The sequence below is a fragment of the Corynebacterium imitans genome, assembly GCF_000739455.1.
Taxonomy (GTDB): Bacteria; Actinomycetota; Actinomycetes; order Mycobacteriales; family Mycobacteriaceae; genus Corynebacterium; species Corynebacterium imitans.
This window is the reverse complement of record NZ_CP009211.1, coordinates 1,195,445-1,218,158: the sequence shown is the minus strand read 5'-3', so window position 1 is coordinate 1,218,158 and position 22,714 is coordinate 1,195,445. Positions and strand designations below refer to the sequence as shown.

The window sequence follows — 22,714 nt, the reverse complement described above, 5'->3', positions numbered from 1 at the left end:
TCGATGCGCCTTTCTAGTCTTAGTTTCCTGTGTCTTTCATACCACGGAGTTCCTTTTTCAGGTCCGCGATCTCATCACGCAGGCGACCCGCCAGCTCGAACTTGAGCTCGCGGGCGGCGTCGCCCATTTGTTTCGTCAGGTCGTCGATAAGCGATTGCACCTCGTCAGAGGCCATAGTCGAGGTGTCCGGCTTGGCTACCACCGCCGCCTCGCCAGCGCCGGTGCTCTCGCCGTCGGCGTTCTCGTAGACCTGGTCCAAGATGTCGGCGATCTTCTTGCGCAGCGGCTGCGGGTCGATGCCGTGTTCCTTGTTGTAGGCGAGCTGCTTCTCGCGGCGGCGCTCGGTCTCGTCGATAGCCTGCTGCATCGACTCGGTGACCTGGTCGGCGTACATGATGACCTCGCCGGAAACGTTGCGGGCGGCGCGGCCGATGGTCTGGATCAGCGACGTTGTCGAGCGGAGGAAGCCCTCCTTATCCGCATCCAGGATCGCCACGAGCGAGACCTCCGGCAGGTCGAGGCCCTCGCGCAACAGGTTAATGCCGACGAGCACGTCGAACTCGCCAAGACGCAGCTGGCGCAGCAGCTCAACGCGCTGCAGGGTGTCGATGTCGGAGTGCAGGTAGCGCACCTTGATGCCATGGTCGAGCAGGTAGTCGGTCAGGTCCTCGGCCATCCGCTTCGTCAGCGTGGTCACGAGCACGCGCTCCTGCTTCTCGACGCGCTTGCGTACCTCTTCGATGAGGTCGTCGATCTGTCCCTTCGTCGGCCTGACCGTCACCTTCGGATCCACCAGGCCGGTCGGGCGGATCACCTGCTCGACGAACTCGCCGTGCGCTGCCTCGAGCTCGTAGTCGCCTGGCGTAGCCGACATGTACACGGTCTGGCCGACGCGGGCCTCAAACTCGTCGAAGGTCAGGGGCCGATTATCGACGGCACTCGGCAGGCGGAACCCAAACTCCACCAGGTTGCGCTTGCGCGACATATCGCCCTCAAACATGCCGCCGATCTGGGGCACGGTGACGTGAGACTCGTCGATAATGGTGAGAAAGTCCTCTGGGAAATAGTCAATGAGCGTCGCCGGTGCGGAGCCGGGGCCGCGGCCGTCCATGTGCCGCGAGTAGTTCTCAATGCCGGAGCAGAACCCGACCTGCTGGATCATCTCCAGGTCGTACTCGGTGCGCATGCGCAAGCGCTGCGCCTCGAGCAGCTTGCCCTTATTCTCCAGTTCCTCGAGCCGGTCCGCGAGCTCCTCCTTGATCGCCTCAATCGCCTTTTCCATGCGCTCGTCAGTGGCCACATAGTGGGTGGCCGGGAAGATGCGGACCTCGTCTTCCTGACTGAGCACATCCCCGGTGAGCGGGTGGATGTAGTAGAGCTCGTCGACCTCGTCGCCGAAGAACTCCACACGCACCGCGACTTCCTCGTAGGCGGGGATGATGTCCACGGTGTCGCCCTTGACGCGGAAGGTGCCACGTTTGAAGTCGACGTCGTTGCGCTCGTACTGCACGTCGACAAGCAGGCGCAGGAAACGATCGCGTTCGACCTCCTCGCCCACACGCAGCACGATCGAGCGGTCCAGGTAGGACTGCGGTGTACCGAGACCGTAGATACACGACACGGAGGAGACCACCACGACGTCTCGTCGCGAGAGCAGCGCCGAGGTCGCCGAGTGGCGCAGGCGCTCCACATCGTCATTAATCGACGAGTCCTTTTCAATGTACGTATCGGTCTGCGCGATGTACGCCTCTGGTTGGTAGTAGTCGTAGTAGGACACGAAGTACTCGACCGCGTTGTTAGGCAGCAGCTGGCGTAACTCGTTGGCGAGCTGCGCGGCAAGCGTCTTATTCGGGGCCATCACCAGAGTCGGGCGCTGCTGCTGCTCAATCAACCAGGCGGCGGTAGCGGACTTACCGGTACCAGTGGCACCCATAAGCACCACGTCTTCCTCCCCGCGGCGCAGCCTTTCGTCCAGCTCCGCAATCGCCGCGGGCTGGTCGCCCGAAGGCTCGAACTCGGAGACCACCTCGAAGGGCTTCTCGCGCCGCTCGATCTCGCCGACGGGGCGGAATTCAGAGTGCGCCAGGACCGGGTGTTCTGCAGCAAAAGCCATGCCCACAACCATACGCGTTGCCCCCGAAAGGGGCGAAGTTGCGATAGTTTTTTACACTAAGCATCAAACGGTTGCGACTTCTGCCAGGAATTCATACGGTTGTCATCATGACTAGTGCTCAGCCACGCAACGCTGCGCGCGCTGCTATCGCCGCAGCCGGCCTTCGCCACCGCGACGTCGCCGCGCACTTGGGCATCGACGCAAGCAAGCTGTCCAAGTCGCTCTCCGGCGTCCGCCGCTTCAGCGCGACTGAGCTTGCCCGGTTAGCCGCGCTCACCGGAGTCGACGCGCAGTCCCTCGCCACGGTCAGCGAGCCGGGTACGTCCACACGCGATCGTGCACGACAGACCCGCAAGCGCGCTATTGTCGCCGCCGCATGGCCGCTGTTTACCCAGCGCGGTTACCAGGCGGTCACCGTCGCCGATATCGCCACGGCCGCCGGCCTGTCCCCCTCAGCGGTCCACTACTACTTCCCTAGCAAAAACGAGATCTTCCTCGCCACGCTCGACGAGTGCTCCCGCCAGGGTGCGCAGCGCCGAGCACGCGCCCACACCCTCGCCACGCCGACCGAGCGCCTGTCCGCCCTCTTTGCCATTCAGCTCGACGGCTCGCCGGAGTCCCGCCAGGAGTGGGCGACCTGGGCACAGTTCTGGTCCTCCTCCGCCGCTTTTGCCGACGCCCAGCAGGCCACTGAGATCGCCTATGCACGCTGGCAGCAGGAATTGCTGCCGATTGTCGAGGAAGGCATGGCCAGCGGCGAGTTTGTGTCCGGCGACCCGCAGGTCATGATCGCCTCGCTGACCGCGCTTATCGACGGGCTCGGAGTCCGGTTGCTCGCAGGCGCTCTCGACCCGCTGAGCATCCGCGAAATCTTCAGCGCGAGTGTGCGCGGGTGGATGGCCAGCAGCGATAGCGGCGGGCCGCCAATTGCCTCAACCCCCTCTGCTGGAAACGACTAAGACGAAAGAACGGTGTAGCACCATGTTGCAACTCAGCCGCAGGCAGCTCCTGCGCGCCACGGTGATGGGAGGGGCGACGCTAGCGCTCGCGTCGTGTTCGACCGCCCCCGTGGAGGAAATTGATACCTCCGGTCCCCCGCGCAAGGGCGGGACGCTGCGCATCGGGCTCGTCGGTGGCTCCTCCACCGACACCATCGACGCGCATGTGCCCACCAGTACCAGTGACGCCGCCCGCGTGATCAACTTGTACGACGCACTGGCGCGCCGCGACGACGACTACAACCTGGAGTACCTCCTCGCCGAGGCCATCGAGCCGAACGACAACGCGACCGAGTGGACCATCACGCTGCGCGAGGGCGTGCAGTTTTCCGACGGCCGCCCGGTCCGGCCTGAGGACGTCATGTTCTCCTACAACCGCATCCGCGACCCCGAGGACCCGAAGTCCGGTGCCGCCTCAATCGCCCATCTCGCGGACATGGAGGTGCTCGACGAGCGTCGGCTCCTGCTGCGCCTTTCTGAGCCGGACGCCGCGCTGGTGGACTCGCTCGCCGAGTACCAGATGGGCATCGTGCCGGAGGACTACGACCCGAAGCACCCGATCGGCGCCGGTGCGTTCAAGCTCAAGGACTTTACTGCGGGCCAGTCAACCACCTTGGAACGCAACGACAACTACTGGGCCGGGCCAGCCCACCTGGACAAGGTGCGCATCATCGACTTCCAGGAAGAAGACGCGATGCTCAACGCGCTGCTGTCCTCCCAAGTCGACGCGATCGGCAGCCTGAACCACGCGCTCGCGCGCGTCATCGAGTCCGACCCGCGCTTGGACACCCTTGTGTCCGAGACCGGCATGTGGCTGCCGCTAACCATGCGCGTCGATGTCGAGCCCTTCGACGACCTCCGCGTACGTCAGGCGATGCGGCTTGCCGTCAACCGTCAGCAGATGGTCGACCAGGTCTACTCCGGCGAAGGACAGCTGGGCAACGACATGTTCGCGCGGTACGACGACGCGTACCCTGCGGACTTCCCGCAGCGCGAGCAGGACGTGGAGAAGGCGAAGGCGCTACTCGCCGAGGCTGGCTACCCGGACGGCATCGAGGTCGACCTTGTCACCTCCGAAATCCAGTCCGGCGCGGTGCGCGCGGCCCAGGTCTTCGCCGAGCAGGCGAGCCAGGCCGGGATCAGGGTCAACATCAAGCAGGTTGATGCCTCGACCTTCTACGCCTCGGGCAACTACTTGGAGTACCCGTTTGCGCAGTCGTTCTGGTACACCCGCAACTTCCTGCAGCAGGTCAACCAGTGCGCGACCGCGGACTCGCCGTTCAACGAGACGCACTGGGTGCGCGAGGATTTCACCGACCGGGTGTATGAGGCGCGCGCGATCGTCGATAAGCAACAGCGCGAGGCGCGCATCCGCGAGCTGCAGCAAGAGCTTTACGACGAGGGCGGGTACATCATCTGGGGCTTTGCCAACCAGATCGACGCCTACCACAACTACATCGTCGGCCTCACCCCTCACCCGAGCGGTGTGCCGCTTTCACACGCTAACTTCCACCAAATCTGGATTGCGGAGGCATAACAGCAATGGGGAAATTTATTCTGCGACGACTCGCGGTGAGTATCTTCATCCTCATCGCGGTGTCCATCATCATCTTTTGCGCCACGCTTTTGCTACCGGGCTCGCCCGCAACTGCGATCCTCGGCCAGCAGGCCACGCCCGAGCGCATCGCCGCGCTCGAGGCGGAAATGAACCTGGACAAGCCCCCGATCCAGCGCTACTTCCTATGGCTGGGCGGCCTGTTTACCGGCGATCTGGGCACGTCTACCTCGACGGGCGGCCCGGTCGTGGAGCTGCTCGGGGAGCCGCTGGCCAACTCGCTCGTGCTCATGCTGCTCGCCGCGCTGGTGTCGATCCCGGTGGGCATTCTCGTGGGCATCTACGCAGCCTGGTGGCGCGGCTACAAGCGTGACCAGGCGATCACCTGGGTCACCTTGATCCTTGCGGCGATGCCGGAGTTTGTCATCGGTATCGCGCTGATCACCATCTTCGCTACCTCCGTCTTCCAGGTGCTGCCCGCGGTGACGATGTCACCGCCTGGTAGCCACGTGTGGGAGTTCCCCTCGCAGCTCATCCTGCCGACGCTCACGCTCGCGCTGGTGGTCAGCCCCTACATCGCGCGTATGACGCGCGCGACGATGGTGGAGACCCTCGACTCGGGCTACGTCGAGATGGCGCGGCTGAAGGGCGTGCCGGAGCGCCGCGTGATCTTCCGCCACGCGCTGCCGCACGCGGTCGGCCCGATCGCGCAGGTCGTGGCGATCCAGCTCGCGTGGCTCGCCGGCGGCATCGTCGTTGTCGAGTACCTTTTTAGATACCCGGGCTTAGGCGTCGCGCTGATCGACGCCGTCAACTACCGCGACGTCCAAGTCGTGCAAGCCGTTTCCCTCCTGATCGCCGTGGTCTACGTCGTGGTGAACCTCATCGCCGACATCGTGAGCATCATGGCCAACCCGAAGCTGAGGAGCAACTGATGACATCGCCCAACACCACCCCGGAATCCACCGTTTCGCCGGACGATGAGCTCAAGGTCTCCTTGTCCAAACCGGCCCCCGTGCTCGCCCGCATTTGGGCTCAACCAGAGGGCAAGGTCGGCCTCGTGCTGACTTCCCTGATCATCATCTGCACCGTGATCGGCTACCTCTTCGCCGAGCAGATCACCGGCTACTCCACCACGGAGTTCCTCGGCCTGCCTTTTACCAAGGACGGCGCCTTCGGCACCGACAACCTGGGCCGCTCCGTGTTCTCCCGCTTCATCGCCGGCGGCCTGGTGCTGCTGGTCACGGCGTTCCTCGCCACCGCGCTTGGCATGATCGTAGGCACCATCATCGGCATGGTCGCAGGCTATACCGGCGGCTGGGTCGATTCGGTGCTCATGCGGCTTAACGACGTCATCCTCGCCTTCCCCCAGCTCATCTTCGCCATGCTGGCGATCGTGATCTTCGGGCCCTCGGCGACCGTGCTGGTGCTGGTCATCGGGCTCACCCACGCGCCGCGCATCGCGCGCGTGGCACGCGCTTCGACCATGTCGGTGACCAACGAGGACTACATCCGCGCCGCCCAGATGTACTCCATGCCGCACAGCCGCATCCTCACCCGCGAGATTCTGCCCAACATCACCGGCCCGCTCGCCGTCGAGGCCGGGCTGCGCCTGACCTACTCCATCGGCTCGATCGCCTCGCTGTCCTTCCTGGGCCTGGGTATTCAGCCGCCGGCCGCGGATTGGGGCCTGATGATCAATGAGAACCGTATCGCGCTCTCGCTGCAGCCCTGGGGTGTACTTCTGCCGGTGCTGGCGATTGCGCTTCTCACCATCGGTACCAACATGCTTGCCGACGCCACCGCACGCGCCACCGCGTCCACCGCAATGCCCGCCAAGCCGACCCCGGAGGAGTTGGAGGCTGCCCGCCAGCCGAAGAACGAACCGATCCGCCACAACGAGGAGGCCTAAACCCATGTCGACCGCTCTCACCCCCTCCGCCTCCGAGGTCGTCCTCGAGGTCCGCAACCTGCGTATCCGCGCCAACGACGGCACCGAGATCCTCCACGGCATCGACTTCGAGCTGCATCGCGGCGAGATCGTCGGCCTGGTCGGCGAGTCCGGCTCGGGCAAAACGACCGCCGGGCTCGCCGCACTCGGCCACTGCCGCACGGGGCTTTCGCTAACCGACGGCACGATCACCCTCCACACCCGCAACAACGACAACATCGACGTGCTCAGCCTTAACGAAGATGAGCTGCGTGATATGCGCGGATCCCGTGTCGCCTACGTCCCCCAGGACCCGGCGCTCAGCCTGAATCCCGCCATGCGCATCGGCGAGCAGATCCGCGAAGTCCTCGACGAGCACAACTACGACGGCGACAAGCAGAGCCGGATCCGCGAGGTCATGCGCGACGTGGACCTGCCGGATACGGACGAATACCTCGCCCGCTGGCCGCACCAGCTCTCAGGCGGCCAGCAGCAGCGCGTCGGCATCGCGATGGCGTTTGCTCTGCACCCGGACGTGCTCATTCTCGACGAACCCACCACCGGCCTCGACGTCTCCACCCAGGCGCACGTGCTGGAGACCATCCGCGAGATGACGCAGCGCCACAGCGTTGCCTCCCTCTACATCACCCACGACCTGGCCGTGGTGGCGGAGCTGGTCGACCGTGTGATCGTGATGCTGCGCGGTGACATCGTGGAAGTTGGCACCGCCCACGAGGTGCTCTACTCTCCGCTGCACCGCTACACCAAGAAGCTTTTGGCCTCTATCCCCGATCTGGAGGGCAAGAAGAACATCGCCGAACTCGAGGACGTCGCGCCCGCCGAACGCGGCGAGACTCCACTGCTCGAGGTCCGCAACCTCGAGATGTCCTACGGAGACAACAAGGTCCTCCATGGCATCAACCTCGAACTAGAGGAAGGCGAGTCAATCCTGTTGCTGGGCGAGTCCGGATCCGGCAAGACCACGCTTGCCCGCTCAATCGCGGGACTGAACCCCGGCTACACCGGCTCCGTCCGCTTCCAGGGCGAAGAGCTCGAGCGTGGTAGCCGGGAGCGCACGTTAGACCAGCGCCAGGGCGTGCAGTACATCTTCCAGTCCCCGTTCTCCTCGCTCAACCCGCGGCGCACCATTGGCGAGTCGCTGAGCGTGCCGATGGAGATGTCGAAGCGCCTGCCCCGCGCCCAGCAGCGCGAGGTGGTGCACGAGGTACTCGAGGCCGTCCAGCTGGATCCCAGCTTCTACGATCGCCGCCCTGGCGACCTCTCCGGTGGCGAGCGCCAGCGCGCCGCCATCGGACGCGCGCTGGTCAACGCGCCTTCGGTGCTGGTGTGCGACGAGATTACTTCCGCCCTGGACGTGTCAGTGCAGGCTTCGATCCTCCGCCTGCTGGCCAAGCTGCGCCGCGAGCGCGGCCTGTCCATGCTCTTCGTCACCCACAACATCGCGTTGGCCCGCCACGTGGCCACGCGCATCGCGGTGCTGAACAAGGGCGTCATCGTCGATTACGGGCCAGTGGACGAGGTGCTGCACAACCCGCAGCACGACTACACCAAGCACCTGCTGGCGGACATCCCTTCGCTGTAAGGACTCGCTAGGCTGGGGGTGCAACGTATCCCCCAGCCCAAGGAAGCGAGCCACCGTGCCCGAAACCCTGCACACCTTTGATGTGCACTCTCTTTCCGCTCACCCCGCCACTGCTGACTTAAAGCCGCTGCCGCTGCCTCCGCTCGAGCAGACACTCAGCGAGTACGCCACAGCGCTTTCGGCGATGCTCGATGAGGAGGAGCGTGCCCACGCCTCCCGGGTAATCGAGGACTTCGCGCACAGCAAGGGCCCGCTTCTCGACGCTGCGTTGCGCAAGCGTGCCGTTTCTCGCGAAGCAGAGGGCACGAACTGGCTGCACGACGAATGGTATGAGGGCTATCTCGCTGTCCGCGGGCCACTCCAACTGAGCACAAACGTCGGCTTCCAGCTCGCCCCCTTCGGAGCCGGTACCACCGGGACGCAGCGCGCTGCCGCGGCCATCCAGCGCATCGCCACCGTCCACCTGCAGGCGGCCGGCGACGCGCTGCCGGAGGATGTGGACGCGCGCGGTAACCGCATCACGCTGAACCAGTGGTTCGTGTTCAACGGCGGGCTGCGCCACCCGCGCCCAGATGTAGACGAGGTCGCGGTCTGCACGAAGTCGGCTGCGGACCGCGAGATCGGCATCTTCGTCGACGGCCGCCTTTTCGCCCTCCCCATCAGCGACGCCGAGGGCAACGTCACCCCGCACGAGCACCTCGCCGCAAACCTGGACACGGTGCTGGCCGCCGCGCGCACCCCGTCTCCTGACCAGGCGGACTTCAACGCGGCCGCGCTCGCCGGCGATGAGTCGGAGCTCACGGAGCTCATCGAACGCAACCCGCACACCTACCAACGGCTTGCCGACCTGCTGTTCACCGTCGATCTAGTCAACACTTCGGGACGCGACGACGCCGCGCTGCTCGCGGACCTCGCGTTCCGCCCCCGCGGTGCATGGGTGTACAAGCCGCTGAGCTACCAGCTCGGCCTCGACAGCGACTGGACCGCCGTACACGTCGAACACACCTGCCAGGACGGCGGCACATTGGTCACCGCGGTTTCACGTATGCAGGACGCCAACGTGCAGGAGTCGCCCACCCTGGCTGAGCAGGCCCCCGAGGAGCTGCGCTGGGAGCTCGACCACGCCCCAGACACGCCGGCCGCCCCCTACACGGTAGAGCTGCGCCCCGTGGACATCCCGCCTACCGACCTGCCCTTCAAGTTCAGCCGCGACGCGAGCGCCCAGCTGATCATGACGATCGCGCAGCAGCTCACCTACGGCCGTGTCCGCGCCGTCTACGAGGCCGTAGACATGCGCGAGTACCGCGCCGGGCGCACCGAGTGCCTGCGTGCCTTGACCCCGGAGGCGGCAGCGTTCGCACGCGCCCTCGTCGCGGGTACCGCGACCCGCGAGCAGCTCGTCGCCGCGGCCGAAGCGCACCGCGGATGGGTCAAGCGCTGCAAATCCGGCAATGGGATCGACCGCCACATCCAAATGCTCGAGCTCCTCGACGCCCAAGAGACTGGCACAGCTACCGACCCGTTCTGCAGCGATCCAGTTGTCACCGCCGCGCGCAAGGACTTCCTGTCCACCACCTCCGTCGGCAGCGCGAACCAGATCGTGCGCTACGCCTTCGCTCCGACACTGCCGGAGGGTTTCGGCATCGCCTATACTCCACTCACGGAAACCACCAAGTACTGCGTGTCCTACAACACAGAAACCGCAGAAAAGCCGCAGGAGTTTTTAGCTAACCTCGCGCGCGCTTCCGAGTTGCTTTGGCAGTTCTGCGGCGAGCTCGACGGCTAACACCGGTGGCGTACCGGGTGGCGGCGAGCCACTGATCCAGCTCACCCGCCTCCTGCCACTGCTCGTACAGGTCTGAGTCGCGCGAGGTCAGCAACGCCCTGACCTGGCGCCGGAGCCAAATACGGTCGTGGAAGGAGAACTCGAAGGCGAGCGCCTCCTCGAACTCGTCGGAGGGCAGATGGCCGTTCATCACCGCCACGAGCGCGACGACGACTTCTGCCTGCGCGGAATCCAGCGGCAGCTCGCCGCAATCGAAGCGGAACCGATCCATCTTGAAAGAGCCGTCCGCGAGTGCGCGCACGGCATCAAGCGCGTGGTCATTATCAAACGGCCCATAGTTCCACGTACCCATGGGGAAAGAATCTAAGCCAGCGAAGTTTCCCAGGGCTTTCGCCCAGGCAAACAATGGTTAAACACCAAGCAATATGTTGGTGATCTGATCGACGAGCGCCTCCACCTGCCGTTCCAGATCGGCGAGCGTGCCGTTGTTGTCCAGGATCTCGTCCGCCGCAGCGCGACGCTGCGCGTCCGGGATCTGACGCTCGATCCGGTTCCGCGCATCGTTCTCATCGAGTCCGCGGTGCGCCACAAGGCGGCGCACCCGCTCATCGGCGTCCACGTCCACCACGACCGTCAGGTCCATGTCTTTGTTCAAGCCGAGCTCGATGAGCAGCGGCATGTCGTAGACAGCGGCCTTCTCGCCCGCCCGCTCGAGCTGACTGAAGCGTCGCGCCGATTCCGCACGAATCGCCGGGTGCGTGATCGCGTTGAGCTTCTGCGTCTGCTCTTCGGAGACGAACGCGCGGGCGGCCAGCCCCGCCCGGTCGAGCGCCCCATCTGAGCCGATGAGGTCCGCGCCGAACACCGCGGCGACGTCATCCAGCACGGGAGAGCCCGGTTCCATGATGTCGCGGGCGATCTGGTCGGCGTCGACAACTGGCAAGCCGTGGGCGCGCAGCATCTCGGCGACCGTCGATTTGCCGCTGCCGATGCCGCCGGTAAGTCCGATCATGTACATGAAGGCGATGATAGAACACAAAGGGCCCGCGCCGGACGTCGGTAAGCGACGCCGGCGCGGGCCGATACTCAAGCGAGTTTAGTTACCGGTGAGTTTGTCGCGCAGTGCGGCGAGCTGCTCATCGGAAGCCAGGGAGCCCATGGACGACTCTGCCGGCTCGGCTGCCGGAGCTGCAGCGCTGGAGTCGGAAGAGTAGTTTGCCTGGTCTGCTGCCTGGTCCGCAGCCTCGGCAGCTGCGGCGCGGTGACGCTCGACCTGGGCGGCGTGTGCCTGGTGGCGACGCTCTGCCTCGGCGTAGCGTGCCTCCCACTCCTGGCGAGCCTCGTCGTAGCCTTCCATCCACTCGTTGGTCTCCGGGTCGAAGCCCTCCGGGAAGATGTAGTTGCCATGCTCGTCGTAGGAGTCGGCCATGCCGTAGCGGGACGGATCGAACTCCTCGGTGAAGTCCTCGTCAGCCTGCTTGAGCGACAGGGAGATGCGACGACGGTCCAGGTCGATGTCGATGACCTTGACCATGACCTCTTCGCCGACGTTGACAACCTGGTCCGGCACCTCGACGTGGCGCTGGGCCAGCTCGGAGATGTGGACGAGGCCCTCGATGCCTTCCTCGACGCGCACGAACGCACCGAACGGGACGAGCTTGGTGACCTTGCCCGGCACAATCTGGCCCACAGCGTGGGTGCGGGCGAAGACGCGCCACGGATCCTCCTGGGTCGCCTTCAGCGACAGGGAGACGCGCTCGCGGTCCAGATCGACGTCGAGCACCTCGACGGTGACCTCGTCGCCAACGGTGACAACCTCGGACGGGTGGTCAATGTGCTTCCAGGACAGCTCGGACACGTGGACCAGGCCGTCGACACCGCCGAGATCGACGAAAGCGCCGAAGTTGACGATGGAGGACACGACACCCTTGCGTACCTGGCCCTTCTGCAGCTGGTGCAGGAAGTCGGAGCGAACCGCGGACTGGGTCTCCTCCAGGTACGCGCGGCGGGACAGGACGACGTTGTTGCGGTGCTTGTCCAGCTCGATGATCTTCGCCTCGAGCTCCTGGCCGATATACGGCTCCAGGTCGCGGACGCGGCGCATTTCAACCAGGGATGCCGGCAGGAAGCCGCGCAGCCCGATGTCCAGGATGAGGCCGCCCTTGACGACCTCGATGACCGTACCGGTAACCGGCTGGTCGTTGTTCTGCAGCTCCTCGATGGTGCCCCAAGCACGCTCGTACTGAGCACGCTTCTTGGACAGGATGAGGCGGCCTTCCTTGTCCTCCTTGGTCAGGACAAGCGCGTCGATCTCATCGCCGACCTCGACCACTTCGTCCGGGTCGACGTCGTGCTTGATGGACAGCTCGCGGGTCGGGATGACACCTTCGGTCTTGTACCCGATGTCAAGCAGAACCTCGTCGTGGTCAACCTTGACCACCTTGCCGCTGACGATGTCACCATCATTGAAGTACTTGATGGTGGCGTCGACTGCAGCGAGAAATTCCTCAGGGCCACCGATGTCGTTGATGGCTACCTGCGGTGCGTTAGTAGTGCGCATAAGTGTATGTGCTCCGAATTGAATAGGAGATCGTGATTGGACAGGGGCGTATCTCTCACACCTTGGGCATGTTTGACTCCAGAGTGGATCTCGCGCGAGGATCGACCCGAGCCCTCCTATTACGGCTGGTGTCGCCCCGATACTGCGATACGCCCCAAACACACTACTGCCTGCCAACTGCGCGAGCAAATCATATATGCACGTCACCGCCCTTTCCCCGACCCCGAAAGGCCCCATGAGCTTAAGCCCCACCGCCTCGCAAGCCAACCGCCGTTTTTGGGACGCGGACGCGCAGCGCTACCACGCCGATCACACTGAGTATTTGTCCAGCTTCTACTGGTGCCCGGAAATGCTGCACGAGGCCGACGCGCGCTTGCTTGGCGACGTCACCGGCACCTCCATCCTCGAAGTCGGCTGCGGCTCCGCCGCCTGCACCGAATGGCTCGCGAGTCAAGGCGCACGTCTTGTCACCGGCTTCGACATCTCCGCTGGCATGCTCGCGCGCGCCGCGGACGGCCTCGCGCTCACCCAGGCCGACGTGCTCGCGATCCCTTACCGGGACGACACCTTTGACATCGCGTTTTCCGCCTTCGGCGCGCTACCCTTCGTCGCCGAGCTCGACGTCGCGCTCACCGAGATCCGCCGCGTCCTGCGTCCGGGCGGCCGCTTTGTCTTTAGTGTCACCCACCCGATGCGCTGGGTCTTCCCCGACGACCCGGACATCTTCACCGCCGCAATTAGCTACTTCGACCGCGCCTACGAGGAGCGCGATTCGGCAGGCGCACTGACCTACGCGGAGTACCACCGCACCTTCGGCGACTGGGTGCGCGCGCTGCGCACCGCGGGCTTTTCGCTTCTCGACGTCACCGAGCCCACCTGGCCCACAGACCTCACCACCACCTGGGGTCAGTGGTCGCCCGCACGCGGTGCGCTCTTTCCGGGCACAGCAATCTTCTCCACGCTCGCACCTTAGCGCCCCCGAATAGGGTAAGCAGAAGGTTTGGGAACATAGTCGCTATTCCATGCTGCGCAATTCGTTCATTTCGCCCACCCGGAAGCGCCGCAGGTCACAGCAATCCCACATTGTGAAAACTGCCGAAAAATATAAAACATCACTCATGGCTGAATTACCAATAACGGTCCGCTGGCAGCAGTCTCTGAAGCTGTTAAAGTCAGCCTTGGTTTTCGGAACGGTACGGCGGAGCCACACCGGAAACCTCTTCCCCAGCAGGGGGCATTGAAAAATGAAGAGGGAAGAAGCCCGAGGTATTGGGGGATACCTCACCTATGGGGGATCGGGGGTCGTAGCTCTTTTTTGGGGGGGTGAGGAGCTACGAACGGAGACGGGCGCGGGGAAGCACTGCCCAACAAGGGCTATGCACGCCCCGCGCCCGCCGGTGACGAGGCGGACAACGAGTGCGCTTTTAGTGCGCTGCCTCGTTCCAGTTCTTGCCCGTGCCAGCGGATACCTCCAGCGGGACGCGAAGCGTGATCGCCTGATCCATTTCGCGCTCCACAATCTCGCGCACCGCGTCAAGCTCGCCGTCGGCGATCTCCACGACGAGTTCGTCGTGGACCTGCAGCAGCACGCGCGAGTCGTAGCCTTCAAGCGCGTGGTCGACGCGCACCATCGCCACCTTAATGATGTCGGCGGCCGTGCCCTGGATCGGCGCGTTCAGCGCGGCGCGCTCAGCGTTCTCGCGCGCGACCCGGTTATCGCTGTTGAGCTCCGGCAGGTAGCGACGCCTCCCAAACACCGTCGAGGTGTACCCGTCGCGGCGAGCCTGTTCGACCACCTCGTCGAGGTAGCGCTTCACCCCGCCGAAGCGCTCAAAGTAGCTCTCCATAATCTCTTTCGCGTCGCCGGGAGTAATGCCCAGCTGGTTCGACAGCCCGTAGGCCGACAGCCCGTAGACCAGGCCGTAGCTCATCGCCTTAACGCGGCGGCGCAGTTCCGGGGTGACTTCGTCGATCGGTACGTCGAAGACGCGGGAGCCGACGAAGTTGTGCAGGTCCTCCCCCGTCTTGTACGCGTCGATGAGCCCCTCGTCGCGGGAAAGGTGCGCCATCACGCGCATCTCGATCTGCGAATAGTCGGCGGTCAGCAGGCAGTCGTAGCCCGTGCCCACGGTAAACGCGGAGCGGATTTCGCGCCCGGCGTCGGTGCGCACCGGGATGTTCTGCAGGTTCGGGTCCGCGGAGCTTAAGCGACCGGTTGATGCAACCGTCTGTTTAAAGGTGGTGTGGATCCGCCCGTCGTCGTGGATCGCCTTGATGAGCCCCTCGATGGTGGACTTCATCTTCTGGTACTCGCGGTGCAGCAGCAGGTAGTCGAGGAACTCGTGCGGGTGCTTCTCGGCCAGCGATTCGATCTCGCTCGCCGCGGTGGAGTATCCGGTCTTCGTTTTCTTCGTCTTCGGCAGCGCGAGCTTGTCAAAGAGCACCACCGAGAGCTGCTTCGGGCTTGACAGGTTGAGGTCGGGCTCGTCGACGAGTTCGCGCGCCTTCTCCTCGACCTGCGTCACCTTGTCGGCGAAGTCTTTGCGCTGCGCCTCGAGGACGTCGCGGTCGACGGCGATGCCGGTGTGTTCCATCTCGGCAAGGATCGTCACCAGTGGCACTTCGAGGTCGGCGTAGAGCTCGTACTCGTCGATCTCGCGCAGCTGCGCGGTGAGCGCTTCGGCGAGCTCTAAGACGGCCGCGGCGGCGTCGATAAGCGAGGTGTCGGCGAGCAGGCTCAGCTGGTCGCCGCCGATGGTGAGCTGGCGCTGCAGGTGGCGCTGGTAGACGTCCTCCAGCTCGTAGGTGCGCTGCCCGGGTCGCAAAAGGTAGGCGGCGATCGCGGTGTCGTGTGCGATGCCGCGCAGCGTGATCTCGCGCCCCCGCAGCATGTGATAGGCCGCCTTCGCGTCGTGGCAATACTTCGGATCCTCCGACTCCAGCCACGCCTTGAGCGCCGCGTCCTCGGCCGGGGAAAGGTCGGCGGTGTCGCGCTGGATGCCGCGCCGCTGCTTATCGACGATCCCCAAACCCGTCACATCTCCACCCGCCGGCACCGCCGTACCGGACAGGTAGAGGGCAAGGCCCTCGCCGCGGCGCGCCTCAAGCCAGGTGTCGAGCGGCTCGTCGGCCACCTCCACCTCCGGCAGCTCCACCGGCGGCTGCGCATTCGCGCCTTCGCCGTCGGTGGGCACGGCGGCAAGCACGCGCTCGCGCAGGTTCGCGCCGAACTGCAGGTCGCCGAAAGCCTTGGAGACCTCGCTCACGTCGGCAGTCTTGAGCTCCAGGTCCTCCGGGCCGACCGGCAGTTCGACGTCGGTGACCATCTGGGTCAGCTCCCGGTTGAGCTGCACCTGCTCGATGCGTTCGCGGAAGTTGTTGCCCGCCACGCCCTTGATCTCGTCGGCGTGCGCGATCAATTCTGCCAGCGAGCCGTACTGCACAATCCACTTCGTCGCCGTCTTCTCCCCCACCTTCGGCACGCTCGGCAGGTTATCCGACGGGTCGCCGCGCAGCGCCGCGTAGTCCGGGTACTGCTCCGGGGTGAGCCCGTATTTGCGCTCGACCTCCTCCGGGGTGAAGCGGGTGAGCGTGGACACGCCGCGGGTTGGGTAGAGGACGGTGGTGGTGGCGTCGACAAGCTGCAGGTAGTCGCGATCGCCGGTGACGATGACGATCTCGAAATCACCGCGCGCCTGGGTCACCAGCGTGGCGACGATATCGTCGGCCTCGAAGTTTTCCTTCGACAAGGTCACGATGCCGAGGCTGTGCAGCACGTCTTCGATGATCGGCACCTGGCCCTTAAACTCCGGCGACGCCGACTCGCGCTGCGCCTTGTACTCCGGGAAGCGCTCCGTGCGGAAGGTCTTGCGCCCCACATCGAAGGCCACCGCGACGTGCGTCGGCGCCTCGTCAGCGAGGATGTTGGCAAACATGGAGAGGAAGCCGTAGACCGCGTTCGTGTGCTGGCCGCCCGTGGTGGAGAAGTTCTCCGCGGGCAGGGCGTAGAAGGCGCGGAAGGCCATGGAGTGTCCGTCGATGAGCAGAAGGCGTTTTTGATCAGTCACGGTGCCCCAGTCTAGCTGCCCTACGCGGCCCACAATTTCCGGATCCGTGCGGCGATGGGTTAAGCTTTCCCGCGAGCCCCAGTAGCCCAATTGGCAGAGGCAACGGATTCAAAACCCGTCCAGTGTGAGTTCGAGTCTCACCTGGGGCACAATTTCGTAACGCCCCGCGACCGGCATAAATGCTGGTGGCGGGGTGTTTTTGTTCTTGTGACGCTAAAACGTTTTCCGGGCGATTCCGGGGGTTTCCGGGGGTTTTTGTAGTCAAAATGCAGTCACAAAACCCACCCCAAAAACACGAAAAGACCCCCACCCTGGCGCGCAGCCAGAGCAGGGGTCAAATAAGGCTAGGTTGAGTTTGTCGGCGGATTACGCGCCCTGGGCGGGGACTCGATTAGCTTCCGCCATGCTTCCACATCCGGCTCATCCGGCGGGGCAATCGACTCCGGCGAGCGGAAATGCTCCAGCGCTTCGCTAATCCACACCAAGGCGCGCCTGAGCGCATCGCGAAGGTCACCAGCATGCGATTGGATCGCCTGTAGCTCCTCGCGAGTTTCCCGCAGCGCGAACTCGACGCTGTCCAGTCTGGTCTCGAGTTTGTCGATGCGGGCCGACTGCCCATTAATCAGCGTCTCCGACGCCGTCGTTGTCGTCTCATCCCGCCTGCCCAGCCAGCCGATAGCCGCGACGATGATACCGCCGATCAGCGAGATCAGACCGACAAGAATCTCCGTGCTCACTCACGCATCACCCGCTTTCTGCCTGTCTCATCGCGTGCGATAAACCAAGTGGTGAAGGCCAACATGACGGCCAATGCCTCGTAGTTTTTGCCCGATACCCAGCCACGCGGCGGGTCGAGGTAGAACGCGGAAGACCAGATGATCATCCCTACGGTGAGCAAGAAACAGCCACCGATGCGCAACCACCTGGCCACGTTCTGTGCCCTCGTGCTCGCGCACGGCGGGATGAACACTCCGAGCACTAGAATGACGGCGGGCGCGCTCCACACCAGCCACAGCGGGATAGGTGTCACACCGTCGACTTGTGCGAGCTGCGGCGGAACGAGCGAGATGTAGGCGTAGGTGGTGTGAATGGAGAACTTGGCCCAGTAAAGCGCGAGCAGGCGCGGCATCCAACGCTGCAAGGTTGCCGACAGCTTGCGTTTACTCGGCACGGTGCGCCCCCTCATACACCCCCGGATCATCCGGGTTAGCCATAGCGATCCCTGCCAGCTCGTTCGCCTGTGCACCATCGGCAAGACCACCCTCATCGTCCGGCGCGGGCGCTTCATCCTCTAGCCGCGCAGCCATAGACGGGGTAATCGCCCCTGGCGTACCAGCATGGACGACGATCTGGCACAAGCCGATAAGCAAGGCGACCGCGACGCTTGCCCATTCTGGGCCATCGGCGGTGTAGGCCACCGCCACGTTCGCAAGCTGCATGATAGTGCCCGCCACAGCGGTGATGGTGTCCTTACGGCGCGCCCACCACGGCTGGGCGGCAAGCGCATTCTCTACTGCGATTTGAATTTGCGGGTTCATTAGCGTTCCTCCTTGAGTGCCTTGACGTCCTCGCGCAGCTCCTCGATCTCGGTAAGCGCGACGGCGATCATCTCCGGGATCGTGCCGCGGTCTCCCGGCTTCGACCGGTAGTTGCGCACCAGTTGGGAGATTGACCAGCCGCCGTACTGCCCGGCGTCACGCCCACCCGTGAGCTGCTGGCGAATGTCCTTGACATCGGAGATGACGGGGCCGATGAAGCCCTTGATGAAGTCGGTGAAGTATTTCGTGGTGAGCATGTTGCCCTCCTTCTTGTTGGTGCCGTTGAGGTAGTCGCGGACAAGGCCGAGGTAGATGTCCCAGGGGAACCCGGTGCCTGGGTCGACGTGGTCGGTGCCGCCCCATGCTTGGCCAGTTTCCAGGTGGCCGGTGAAGCCTTTCTTCCCGGCGCGTAGGTCAGCTGCGGTGAGTTTGACCGGTGGGATGTTGTATTTTCGGCACCATTCCGCGTCGCGCTGCGCGGCTTCACGCAGCATGTCGATGTAGACGAGCCACTGTGCGCGTGTTTCGCTGCCCCGCATGACGAAAGACCGGTGTAGGCCGATGTTGTTGCCCCAGTTTCCGGTTGACCAGGTGAGCCAGTCGTCGGTATTTTCGATGAGGTGCTTGATCGTGGTGTCTGTGAGCTCGTGGTAGGAGCCAGACCGACTGTTGATCTGGTATTGCGCGACGTTTTCTGCCGGTGTGCCGGGTGGGTTGACGGTGACGTGGATGATGATGCTTTTGATGTGGTGGGTGGGCCTTGGCTTTCCGAAGGTGAAGCGCTGCGTCCAGTCGAGGACGTTTGCTGCGGCGGCGGTAGCGACGCGCCCCACTGTTGGCTTGTCGCCTACCCACCGTGCGCCCTTGAGCATGTGCGCTGGGTTGAGCCTGTCCGGGCCGGGTGGCACCCACGAATAGCGGTGCCACTCGAGGTGCAGGTGCGGGGCTACCCCACCGTTGGTGCGCGAGTCGGGGTCGATGCGGGCGATCCGCTGCCCTTCGCGCACAGACTGCCCCACCGTGACCTCGGGGATGACGTGGCCGTAGACCGTCTCCCCGCCACCATTAGATGCGGGGTGGTCGACTGTCACCCACCGGCCAAAACCGGATGCGGCACCAGCGCGGGTGACGGTACCGTCTTTGACGGCGTAGACAGGCTTGCCACCTGACCCGCCGTCTAGGCCAAAATCGGTACCCCAATGGTAGCCACCAGAGCGCGGCCCAAAACCGCTGGTGACGTAAAAGCCCTTTGGCACAGGCATCGTGACCATGTCCTTACCTCCTTTTTGGCATGGGAAAAGCCCCACACATTTGTGCGTGGGGCTAGATCTGGTTGGTGACTAGACGCCGTATAGGCCGATGTTGGTGATGGTGGGTGAGCCGGAGGCGACCTCCGCGGTCAGTGTGAGCGAGTTGGCGCGGCGTGGCACGCCGATCTGCAGCCTGCCCGGTTTCCCCGGCGCAACTTCGACGGTTTGGTAAACGTCCATGATGTCTCCCGCAGTCACCGACAACCGCAGCGCGCCAGTGCCGGTGGTCTCGACCACGAGCTCGCGCATCCCTCCGCCGACTTCGTTCGCACGTCCCAGCGGCACGGTGCAGGACACCTTGTCCGAGGGGTCGCCAGCCCACCCCGCGAGCTTTGGTGTCAGGGATGAACGCCACGACGTGGACGGGTCAGCAACCGCCTGCCCACCCTGGGACAGCACCATTACCTGCCCAGAATCACGCAGCTCGACGACGTAGTCCAGCATTTGCGTGAATGTTTCCAGGCTCATGTAGCCGGTACGGCCAATCTGATGCGGGTGCATCATCAACGTCAGCCCAGTCGTGGTGCGCAGCGCTTCTGCCACCAGGTTCTTCACCTGAGACAAGGTGTACTTCTCCACCCCGTAGTAGCGTGTCTCCGGCACACCCAGGGTGTTGGTGCCGTAGCCGGAGATGTTCCACGTCGCGTAGGTTGACGCGAGGAGCGAGTGCGCGGGGTGCTCGACTCGGGTGTCGGTTTCGCGCCAGGCGTCCCACCACCCCATGTACTGGGTGCCGGTAACACCCGGCATGTCCCACCCATGCACTCGGACGTCTGGCATCACCGCCTCCATGATGCGGCGCGACTCCACAATCTCGCGGTGGAGTTCCTGCGGTGTAGCAGCGTCCTGGTGGGAGTAAGAGTGGGAGAAGATCTCCACGCCGCGGTGGAAGTTGTTCTGCAGGTCTGTCCACGTTTTGCCAGCAGCGGCACTGTCGTCGTTGGAGTAGCCGGGCTGCGGGTTCATCATGTCGTAGAAGCACGCCATGGTGGAAGGTAGGCTGCGTTCGCGCAGCAGGGGAAGGATGTTGTTGTCGAATGCGCCTTGGTTGGTGTCGAAGCGGAAGGAGATGACGGGTTTTCCTCCGGTGCCGATTCGTCCGCCTCGTGATGCTACGAGGTCGCCGTATCGTGCGGCGTGAGCGCCCGCACCGGAGCCCGCAGTTCCTTCCTTAGTCCATGGTGTCCATCCGCCGCCTGCCTTCTGCACACGACGCCAGCACCCAGGGGTGGACACAGGCTCCCACGTCTGCACCACGTACGGCGACGACGTTGACGCCACCCACTTGACCGTCAACGCACCATAATCCGCAGCAGGCAGGCTGTTGTCCTGCGCTCGACCAGCGGTCAACGCCCACACACCAGCATGCTCCTCAAACACCAACTCATCAACAGAAACCCCGACCTCGAGGTTTCCTCGGAACCATTTATCGGTGTTTCCGGCTGTCCATGGTGTCCATCCGCCGCCTGCCTTCTGCACACGACGCCAGCACCCAGGGGTGGACACAGGCTCCCACGTCTGCACCACGTACGGCGACGACGTTGACGCCACCCACTTGACCGTCAACGCACCATAATCCGCAGCAGGCAGGCTGTTGTCCTGCGCTCGACCAGCGGTCAACGCCCACACACCAGCATGCTCCTCAAACACCAACTCATCAACAGAAACCCCGACCTCCAAGTTTCCTCGGAACCACTTGTCGAACGGGTAATTCGCCCCAATCTCCGCGATCTTCTTTTCCAGGGCGGAATTAACTGTGTCCTTAATCCCGAGGTACTCACCAATATCGGTCGGAAAGTTGAGTCCATTGATCACTGCTTCCCACAGTTCCGTCATGCCAGCAGCCGCGATGACAGGCACACTGTCCGACCAGCCGTCACCATCGAGGTACAGCCACGACTTCACACCAGCAGTAAGCGTCAGCCTGATCGTCCCGGACTCTGCGGAGTAGTCGACATGCACCGGTTCCGTGGTGATAAGACCGCCTGCGACCGGGGTGGGGCGCGCTGCTTTCGCGGTCACCGACGTGACCTCCGACACCGGGCGGGCGGTGACATCAGCAAGGGTGCCCTCCACAGTAATTTCAGCCATGTTCAATGTTTCCTTTCATAAGAAAAGCCCCGCGCATAGGCGAGGCGGATGGGTTTAAAACGGACTGTCTTAGAACAGTGGAGAAACGATAATCGTTGGTTGGTTAGACACCGCTGACGCGTATAGCTCGACCCCCACCTTAGCGGGAAGATATTTCACATCCGACAGTTGGCCCAAGCTGTTTCCATCGAGATACGCCAGGGCAGTCTTGTTGAGCACTTCGAGCCGGTACCTGCCTGACGGGAGCCGCAAACACTCCCCTCCCCGCTCCACGGTCACCCACCCAGGCACCGTCGAGGTATCCCACTTCGACCAACTGCCCTGCGGCACACCAGCCACAGCCACAAACGACTGCCTCGGCACAGGCCGTTCTTCCAGCGCCTTCACCCGCTTGGCGAGCTCACCAAACGCCGCATTCGCCGACTCTGCCTTGGCTGCTATTTCCGCAACGACTTCACCTGCCTTGGTGCCGTCGGCTTCCATCTCGGACAGGAACGCTTCGGCTTCTTGCTTGCCGGTGGTATCAAAGTCGGTTTCGACGTGGGTGGTGTCGCTTTTAGATGGCAGGATCATTCACGCGCACCTCCTGGGCCTTAATCCGCATGAGACGTTGCGCTTCTGCAGTGAGCGCGTCGAGCTCCTGCGCGGTGAGCGTGTCGAGTGTCTTGGGGACTTCAACGTCACTCTTCGCGGGGGTGCGAGGCTGGTCAATCGGCATCCATTTGACCGCGTCACCAGCGAGTCCTGTACCGCCCATGAGGTCGAGCTTCACAGCCGGGCCTACCGCGAACGTTGCCGAGTACACGCCGGGTGTGGTGAACTCGCCAACCAATCGCCCCGTGTGTCGCTCAAGACGGATGCCGGGCGGGAGTGCGCCGGAGACGAGACGGACCCCGGCTACCCCAGCACCAGGAATACGCCACGTGACGGTATCCCCAACGGATACTTCCTCCCTGCCGTTTGGTAGCGCGAAGTCCACCGCCCACGCATGCGTAATAAACCGCGCATCCGGCGTGTACAGTCGCGCCCCGAGCTCATCAAACACTAACCGCGCCACCGCCGACTCCCGCCCCTGCGCGACCAGCCCGACGAACATGCCTGCGTACGGGTGCTCACCAGGCGGAAGTTCAGTCGGCACGACCTGCTCGTAATCCACGTGTGTT

General features: G+C 64.0%; 19 protein-coding genes and 1 tRNA gene. 8 read left to right on the top strand and 12 right to left on the bottom strand.

Translation table 11 applies throughout. The annotated features are described in order from the left end of the window. Window positions 1-19 precede the first annotated feature (19 nt). Window positions 20-2,113, bottom strand: coding sequence for an excinuclease ABC subunit UvrB (gene uvrB, locus CIMIT_RS05720; RefSeq protein ID WP_038590369.1), 2,094 nt, complete (start codon window positions 2,111-2,113; stop codon window positions 20-22). A gap of 107 nt (window positions 2,114-2,220) precedes the next feature. On the opposite strand from uvrB, the gene CIMIT_RS05715 reads away from it, so the two are divergent. Genes CIMIT_RS05715 through CIMIT_RS05690 form a run of 6 tightly spaced genes read left to right on the top strand, consistent with a single transcriptional unit; the run spans window position 2,221 to window position 9,985 of the window. Beyond that, window positions 2,221-3,072, top strand: a complete 852-nt coding sequence (locus CIMIT_RS05715; protein WP_051904832.1) for a TetR family transcriptional regulator C-terminal domain-containing protein — start codon at window positions 2,221-2,223, stop codon at window positions 3,070-3,072. A 22-nt stretch (window positions 3,073-3,094) separates the two neighbouring features. After that, window positions 3,095-4,648, top strand: a complete 1,554-nt coding sequence (locus CIMIT_RS05710) for an ABC transporter substrate-binding protein (RefSeq protein WP_038590366.1) — start codon at window positions 3,095-3,097, stop codon at window positions 4,646-4,648. A gap of 5 nt (window positions 4,649-4,653) precedes the next feature. Then, window positions 4,654-5,601 (top strand): ABC transporter permease, encoded by a 948-nt coding sequence (locus CIMIT_RS05705; RefSeq protein WP_038590363.1) that lies wholly within the window; start codon window positions 4,654-4,656, stop codon window positions 5,599-5,601. Further along, window positions 5,601-6,578, top strand: coding sequence for an ABC transporter permease (locus tag CIMIT_RS05700; RefSeq protein ID WP_084674275.1), 978 nt, complete (start codon window positions 5,601-5,603; stop codon window positions 6,576-6,578). The genes CIMIT_RS05705 and CIMIT_RS05700 overlap by 1 nt, the downstream gene beginning before the upstream one ends. A gap of 4 nt (window positions 6,579-6,582) precedes the next feature. Next, the gene (locus CIMIT_RS05695) at window positions 6,583-8,199 is read left to right on the top strand and encodes an ABC transporter ATP-binding protein (protein ID WP_038590360.1); all 1,617 of its coding nucleotides are present in this window, start codon (window positions 6,583-6,585) and stop codon (window positions 8,197-8,199) included. 55 nt (window positions 8,200-8,254) lie between these two features. After that, window positions 8,255-9,985 carry a choline/carnitine O-acyltransferase gene (locus CIMIT_RS05690; RefSeq protein ID WP_051904831.1) on the top strand — a complete coding sequence of 577 codons (1,731 nt, stop codon included), beginning with the start codon at window positions 8,255-8,257 and terminating at the stop codon, window positions 9,983-9,985. Here CIMIT_RS05690 and CIMIT_RS12355 read toward each other — a convergent pair. The 3 genes from CIMIT_RS12355 to rpsA form a co-directional block, all read right to left on the bottom strand. Continuing rightward, window positions 9,927-10,337, bottom strand: a complete 411-nt coding sequence (locus CIMIT_RS12355; protein WP_038590357.1) for a DUF4259 domain-containing protein — start codon at window positions 10,335-10,337, stop codon at window positions 9,927-9,929. The two genes, CIMIT_RS05690 and CIMIT_RS12355, sit on opposite strands and share 59 nt — an antisense overlap. Before the next feature lie 57 nt (window positions 10,338-10,394). Next, complete coding sequence (gene coaE / locus CIMIT_RS05680; protein WP_038590353.1) at window positions 10,395-11,003, bottom strand: dephospho-CoA kinase; 609 nt, start codon at window positions 11,001-11,003, stop codon at window positions 10,395-10,397. A gap of 78 nt (window positions 11,004-11,081) precedes the next feature. Then, entirely contained in the window at window positions 11,082-12,545 is a 1,464-nt protein-coding gene (gene rpsA, locus CIMIT_RS05675) for a 30S ribosomal protein S1 (protein ID WP_038590350.1), read from the bottom strand. 196 nt (window positions 12,546-12,741) lie between these two features. Here rpsA and CIMIT_RS05670 point away from each other — a divergent pair, with 196 nt between their 5' ends. Beyond that, window positions 12,742-13,518 (top strand): class I SAM-dependent methyltransferase, encoded by a 777-nt coding sequence (locus CIMIT_RS05670; RefSeq protein WP_169713228.1) that lies wholly within the window; start codon window positions 12,742-12,744, stop codon window positions 13,516-13,518. A 451-nt stretch (window positions 13,519-13,969) separates the two neighbouring features. On the opposite strand, the gene polA is transcribed toward CIMIT_RS05670, so the two are convergent. Then, complete coding sequence (polA, locus tag CIMIT_RS05665; RefSeq protein WP_231910366.1) at window positions 13,970-16,570, bottom strand: DNA polymerase I; 2,601 nt, start codon at window positions 16,568-16,570, stop codon at window positions 13,970-13,972. A 117-nt stretch (window positions 16,571-16,687) separates the two neighbouring features. Here polA and CIMIT_RS05660 point away from each other — a divergent pair. After that, window positions 16,688-16,761, top strand: a tRNA-Leu gene (locus tag CIMIT_RS05660). A gap of 195 nt (window positions 16,762-16,956) precedes the next feature. On the opposite strand, the gene CIMIT_RS05655 is transcribed toward CIMIT_RS05660, so the two are convergent. The 7 genes from CIMIT_RS05655 to CIMIT_RS05620 form a co-directional block, all read right to left on the bottom strand. Further along, the gene (locus CIMIT_RS05655) at window positions 16,957-17,349 is read right to left on the bottom strand and encodes a hypothetical protein (RefSeq protein WP_038590343.1); all 393 of its coding nucleotides are present in this window, start codon (window positions 17,347-17,349) and stop codon (window positions 16,957-16,959) included. Then, complete coding sequence (locus CIMIT_RS05650; protein ID WP_144311819.1) at window positions 17,346-17,783, bottom strand: hypothetical protein; 438 nt, start codon at window positions 17,781-17,783, stop codon at window positions 17,346-17,348. The genes CIMIT_RS05655 and CIMIT_RS05650 overlap by 4 nt, the downstream gene beginning before the upstream one ends. Further along, window positions 17,773-18,150 carry a hypothetical protein gene (locus CIMIT_RS05645; protein ID WP_197697021.1) on the bottom strand — a complete coding sequence of 126 codons (378 nt, stop codon included), beginning with the start codon at window positions 18,148-18,150 and terminating at the stop codon, window positions 17,773-17,775. Before CIMIT_RS05645 ends, CIMIT_RS05650 begins: the two co-directional genes overlap by 11 nt. Continuing rightward, window positions 18,150-19,421 carry a peptidoglycan DD-metalloendopeptidase family protein gene (locus tag CIMIT_RS12965; protein WP_051904829.1) on the bottom strand — a complete coding sequence of 424 codons (1,272 nt, stop codon included), beginning with the start codon at window positions 19,419-19,421 and terminating at the stop codon, window positions 18,150-18,152. Before CIMIT_RS12965 ends, CIMIT_RS05645 begins: the two co-directional genes overlap by 1 nt. Before the next feature lie 69 nt (window positions 19,422-19,490). Then, window positions 19,491-21,551 (bottom strand): polysaccharide deacetylase family protein, encoded by a 2,061-nt coding sequence (locus CIMIT_RS05630; protein ID WP_038590338.1) that lies wholly within the window; start codon window positions 21,549-21,551, stop codon window positions 19,491-19,493. 69 nt (window positions 21,552-21,620) lie between these two features. Then, window positions 21,621-22,124, bottom strand: a complete 504-nt coding sequence (locus CIMIT_RS05625; RefSeq protein WP_038590335.1) for a hypothetical protein — start codon at window positions 22,122-22,124, stop codon at window positions 21,621-21,623. Further along, window positions 22,108-22,707, bottom strand: a complete 600-nt coding sequence (locus tag CIMIT_RS05620) for a hypothetical protein (RefSeq protein ID WP_038590332.1) — start codon at window positions 22,705-22,707, stop codon at window positions 22,108-22,110. Before CIMIT_RS05620 ends, CIMIT_RS05625 begins: the two co-directional genes overlap by 17 nt. Window positions 22,708-22,714 lie beyond the last annotated feature (7 nt).

Excerpts from the sequence above, each read along its gene's own strand:
- uvrB (WP_038590369.1), bottom strand. The coding sequence starts at position 2,113 with ATGGCTTTTGCTGCAGAACACCCGGTCCTGGCGCACTCTGAATTCCGC.
- CIMIT_RS05715 (WP_051904832.1), top strand. The coding sequence starts at position 2,221 with ATGACTAGTGCTCAGCCACGCAACGCTGCGCGCGCTGCTATCGCCGCA.
- CIMIT_RS05710 (WP_038590366.1), top strand. The coding sequence starts at position 3,095 with ATGTTGCAACTCAGCCGCAGGCAGCTCCTGCGCGCCACGGTGATGGGA.
- CIMIT_RS05705 (WP_038590363.1), top strand. The coding sequence starts at position 4,654 with ATGGGGAAATTTATTCTGCGACGACTCGCGGTGAGTATCTTCATCCTC.
- CIMIT_RS05700 (WP_084674275.1), top strand. The coding sequence starts at position 5,601 with ATGACATCGCCCAACACCACCCCGGAATCCACCGTTTCGCCGGACGAT.
- CIMIT_RS05695 (WP_038590360.1), top strand. The coding sequence starts at position 6,583 with ATGTCGACCGCTCTCACCCCCTCCGCCTCCGAGGTCGTCCTCGAGGTC.
- CIMIT_RS12355 (WP_038590357.1), bottom strand. The coding sequence starts at position 10,337 with ATGGGTACGTGGAACTATGGGCCGTTTGATAATGACCACGCGCTTGAT.
- coaE (WP_038590353.1), bottom strand. The coding sequence starts at position 11,003 with ATGTACATGATCGGACTTACCGGCGGCATCGGCAGCGGCAAATCGACG.
- rpsA (WP_038590350.1), bottom strand. The coding sequence starts at position 12,545 with ATGCGCACTACTAACGCACCGCAGGTAGCCATCAACGACATCGGTGGC.
- CIMIT_RS05670 (WP_169713228.1), top strand. The coding sequence starts at position 12,742 with ATGCACGTCACCGCCCTTTCCCCGACCCCGAAAGGCCCCATGAGCTTA.
- polA (WP_231910366.1), bottom strand. The coding sequence starts at position 16,570 with ATGGCCTTCCGCGCCTTCTACGCCCTGCCCGCGGAGAACTTCTCCACC.
- CIMIT_RS05645 (WP_197697021.1), bottom strand. The coding sequence starts at position 18,150 with ATGAACCCGCAAATTCAAATCGCAGTAGAGAATGCGCTTGCCGCCCAG.
- CIMIT_RS12965 (WP_051904829.1), bottom strand. The coding sequence starts at position 19,421 with ATGGTCACGATGCCTGTGCCAAAGGGCTTTTACGTCACCAGCGGTTTT.
- CIMIT_RS05630 (WP_038590338.1), bottom strand. The coding sequence starts at position 21,551 with ATGGCTGAAATTACTGTGGAGGGCACCCTTGCTGATGTCACCGCCCGC.
- CIMIT_RS05625 (WP_038590335.1), bottom strand. The coding sequence starts at position 22,124 with ATGATCCTGCCATCTAAAAGCGACACCACCCACGTCGAAACCGACTTT.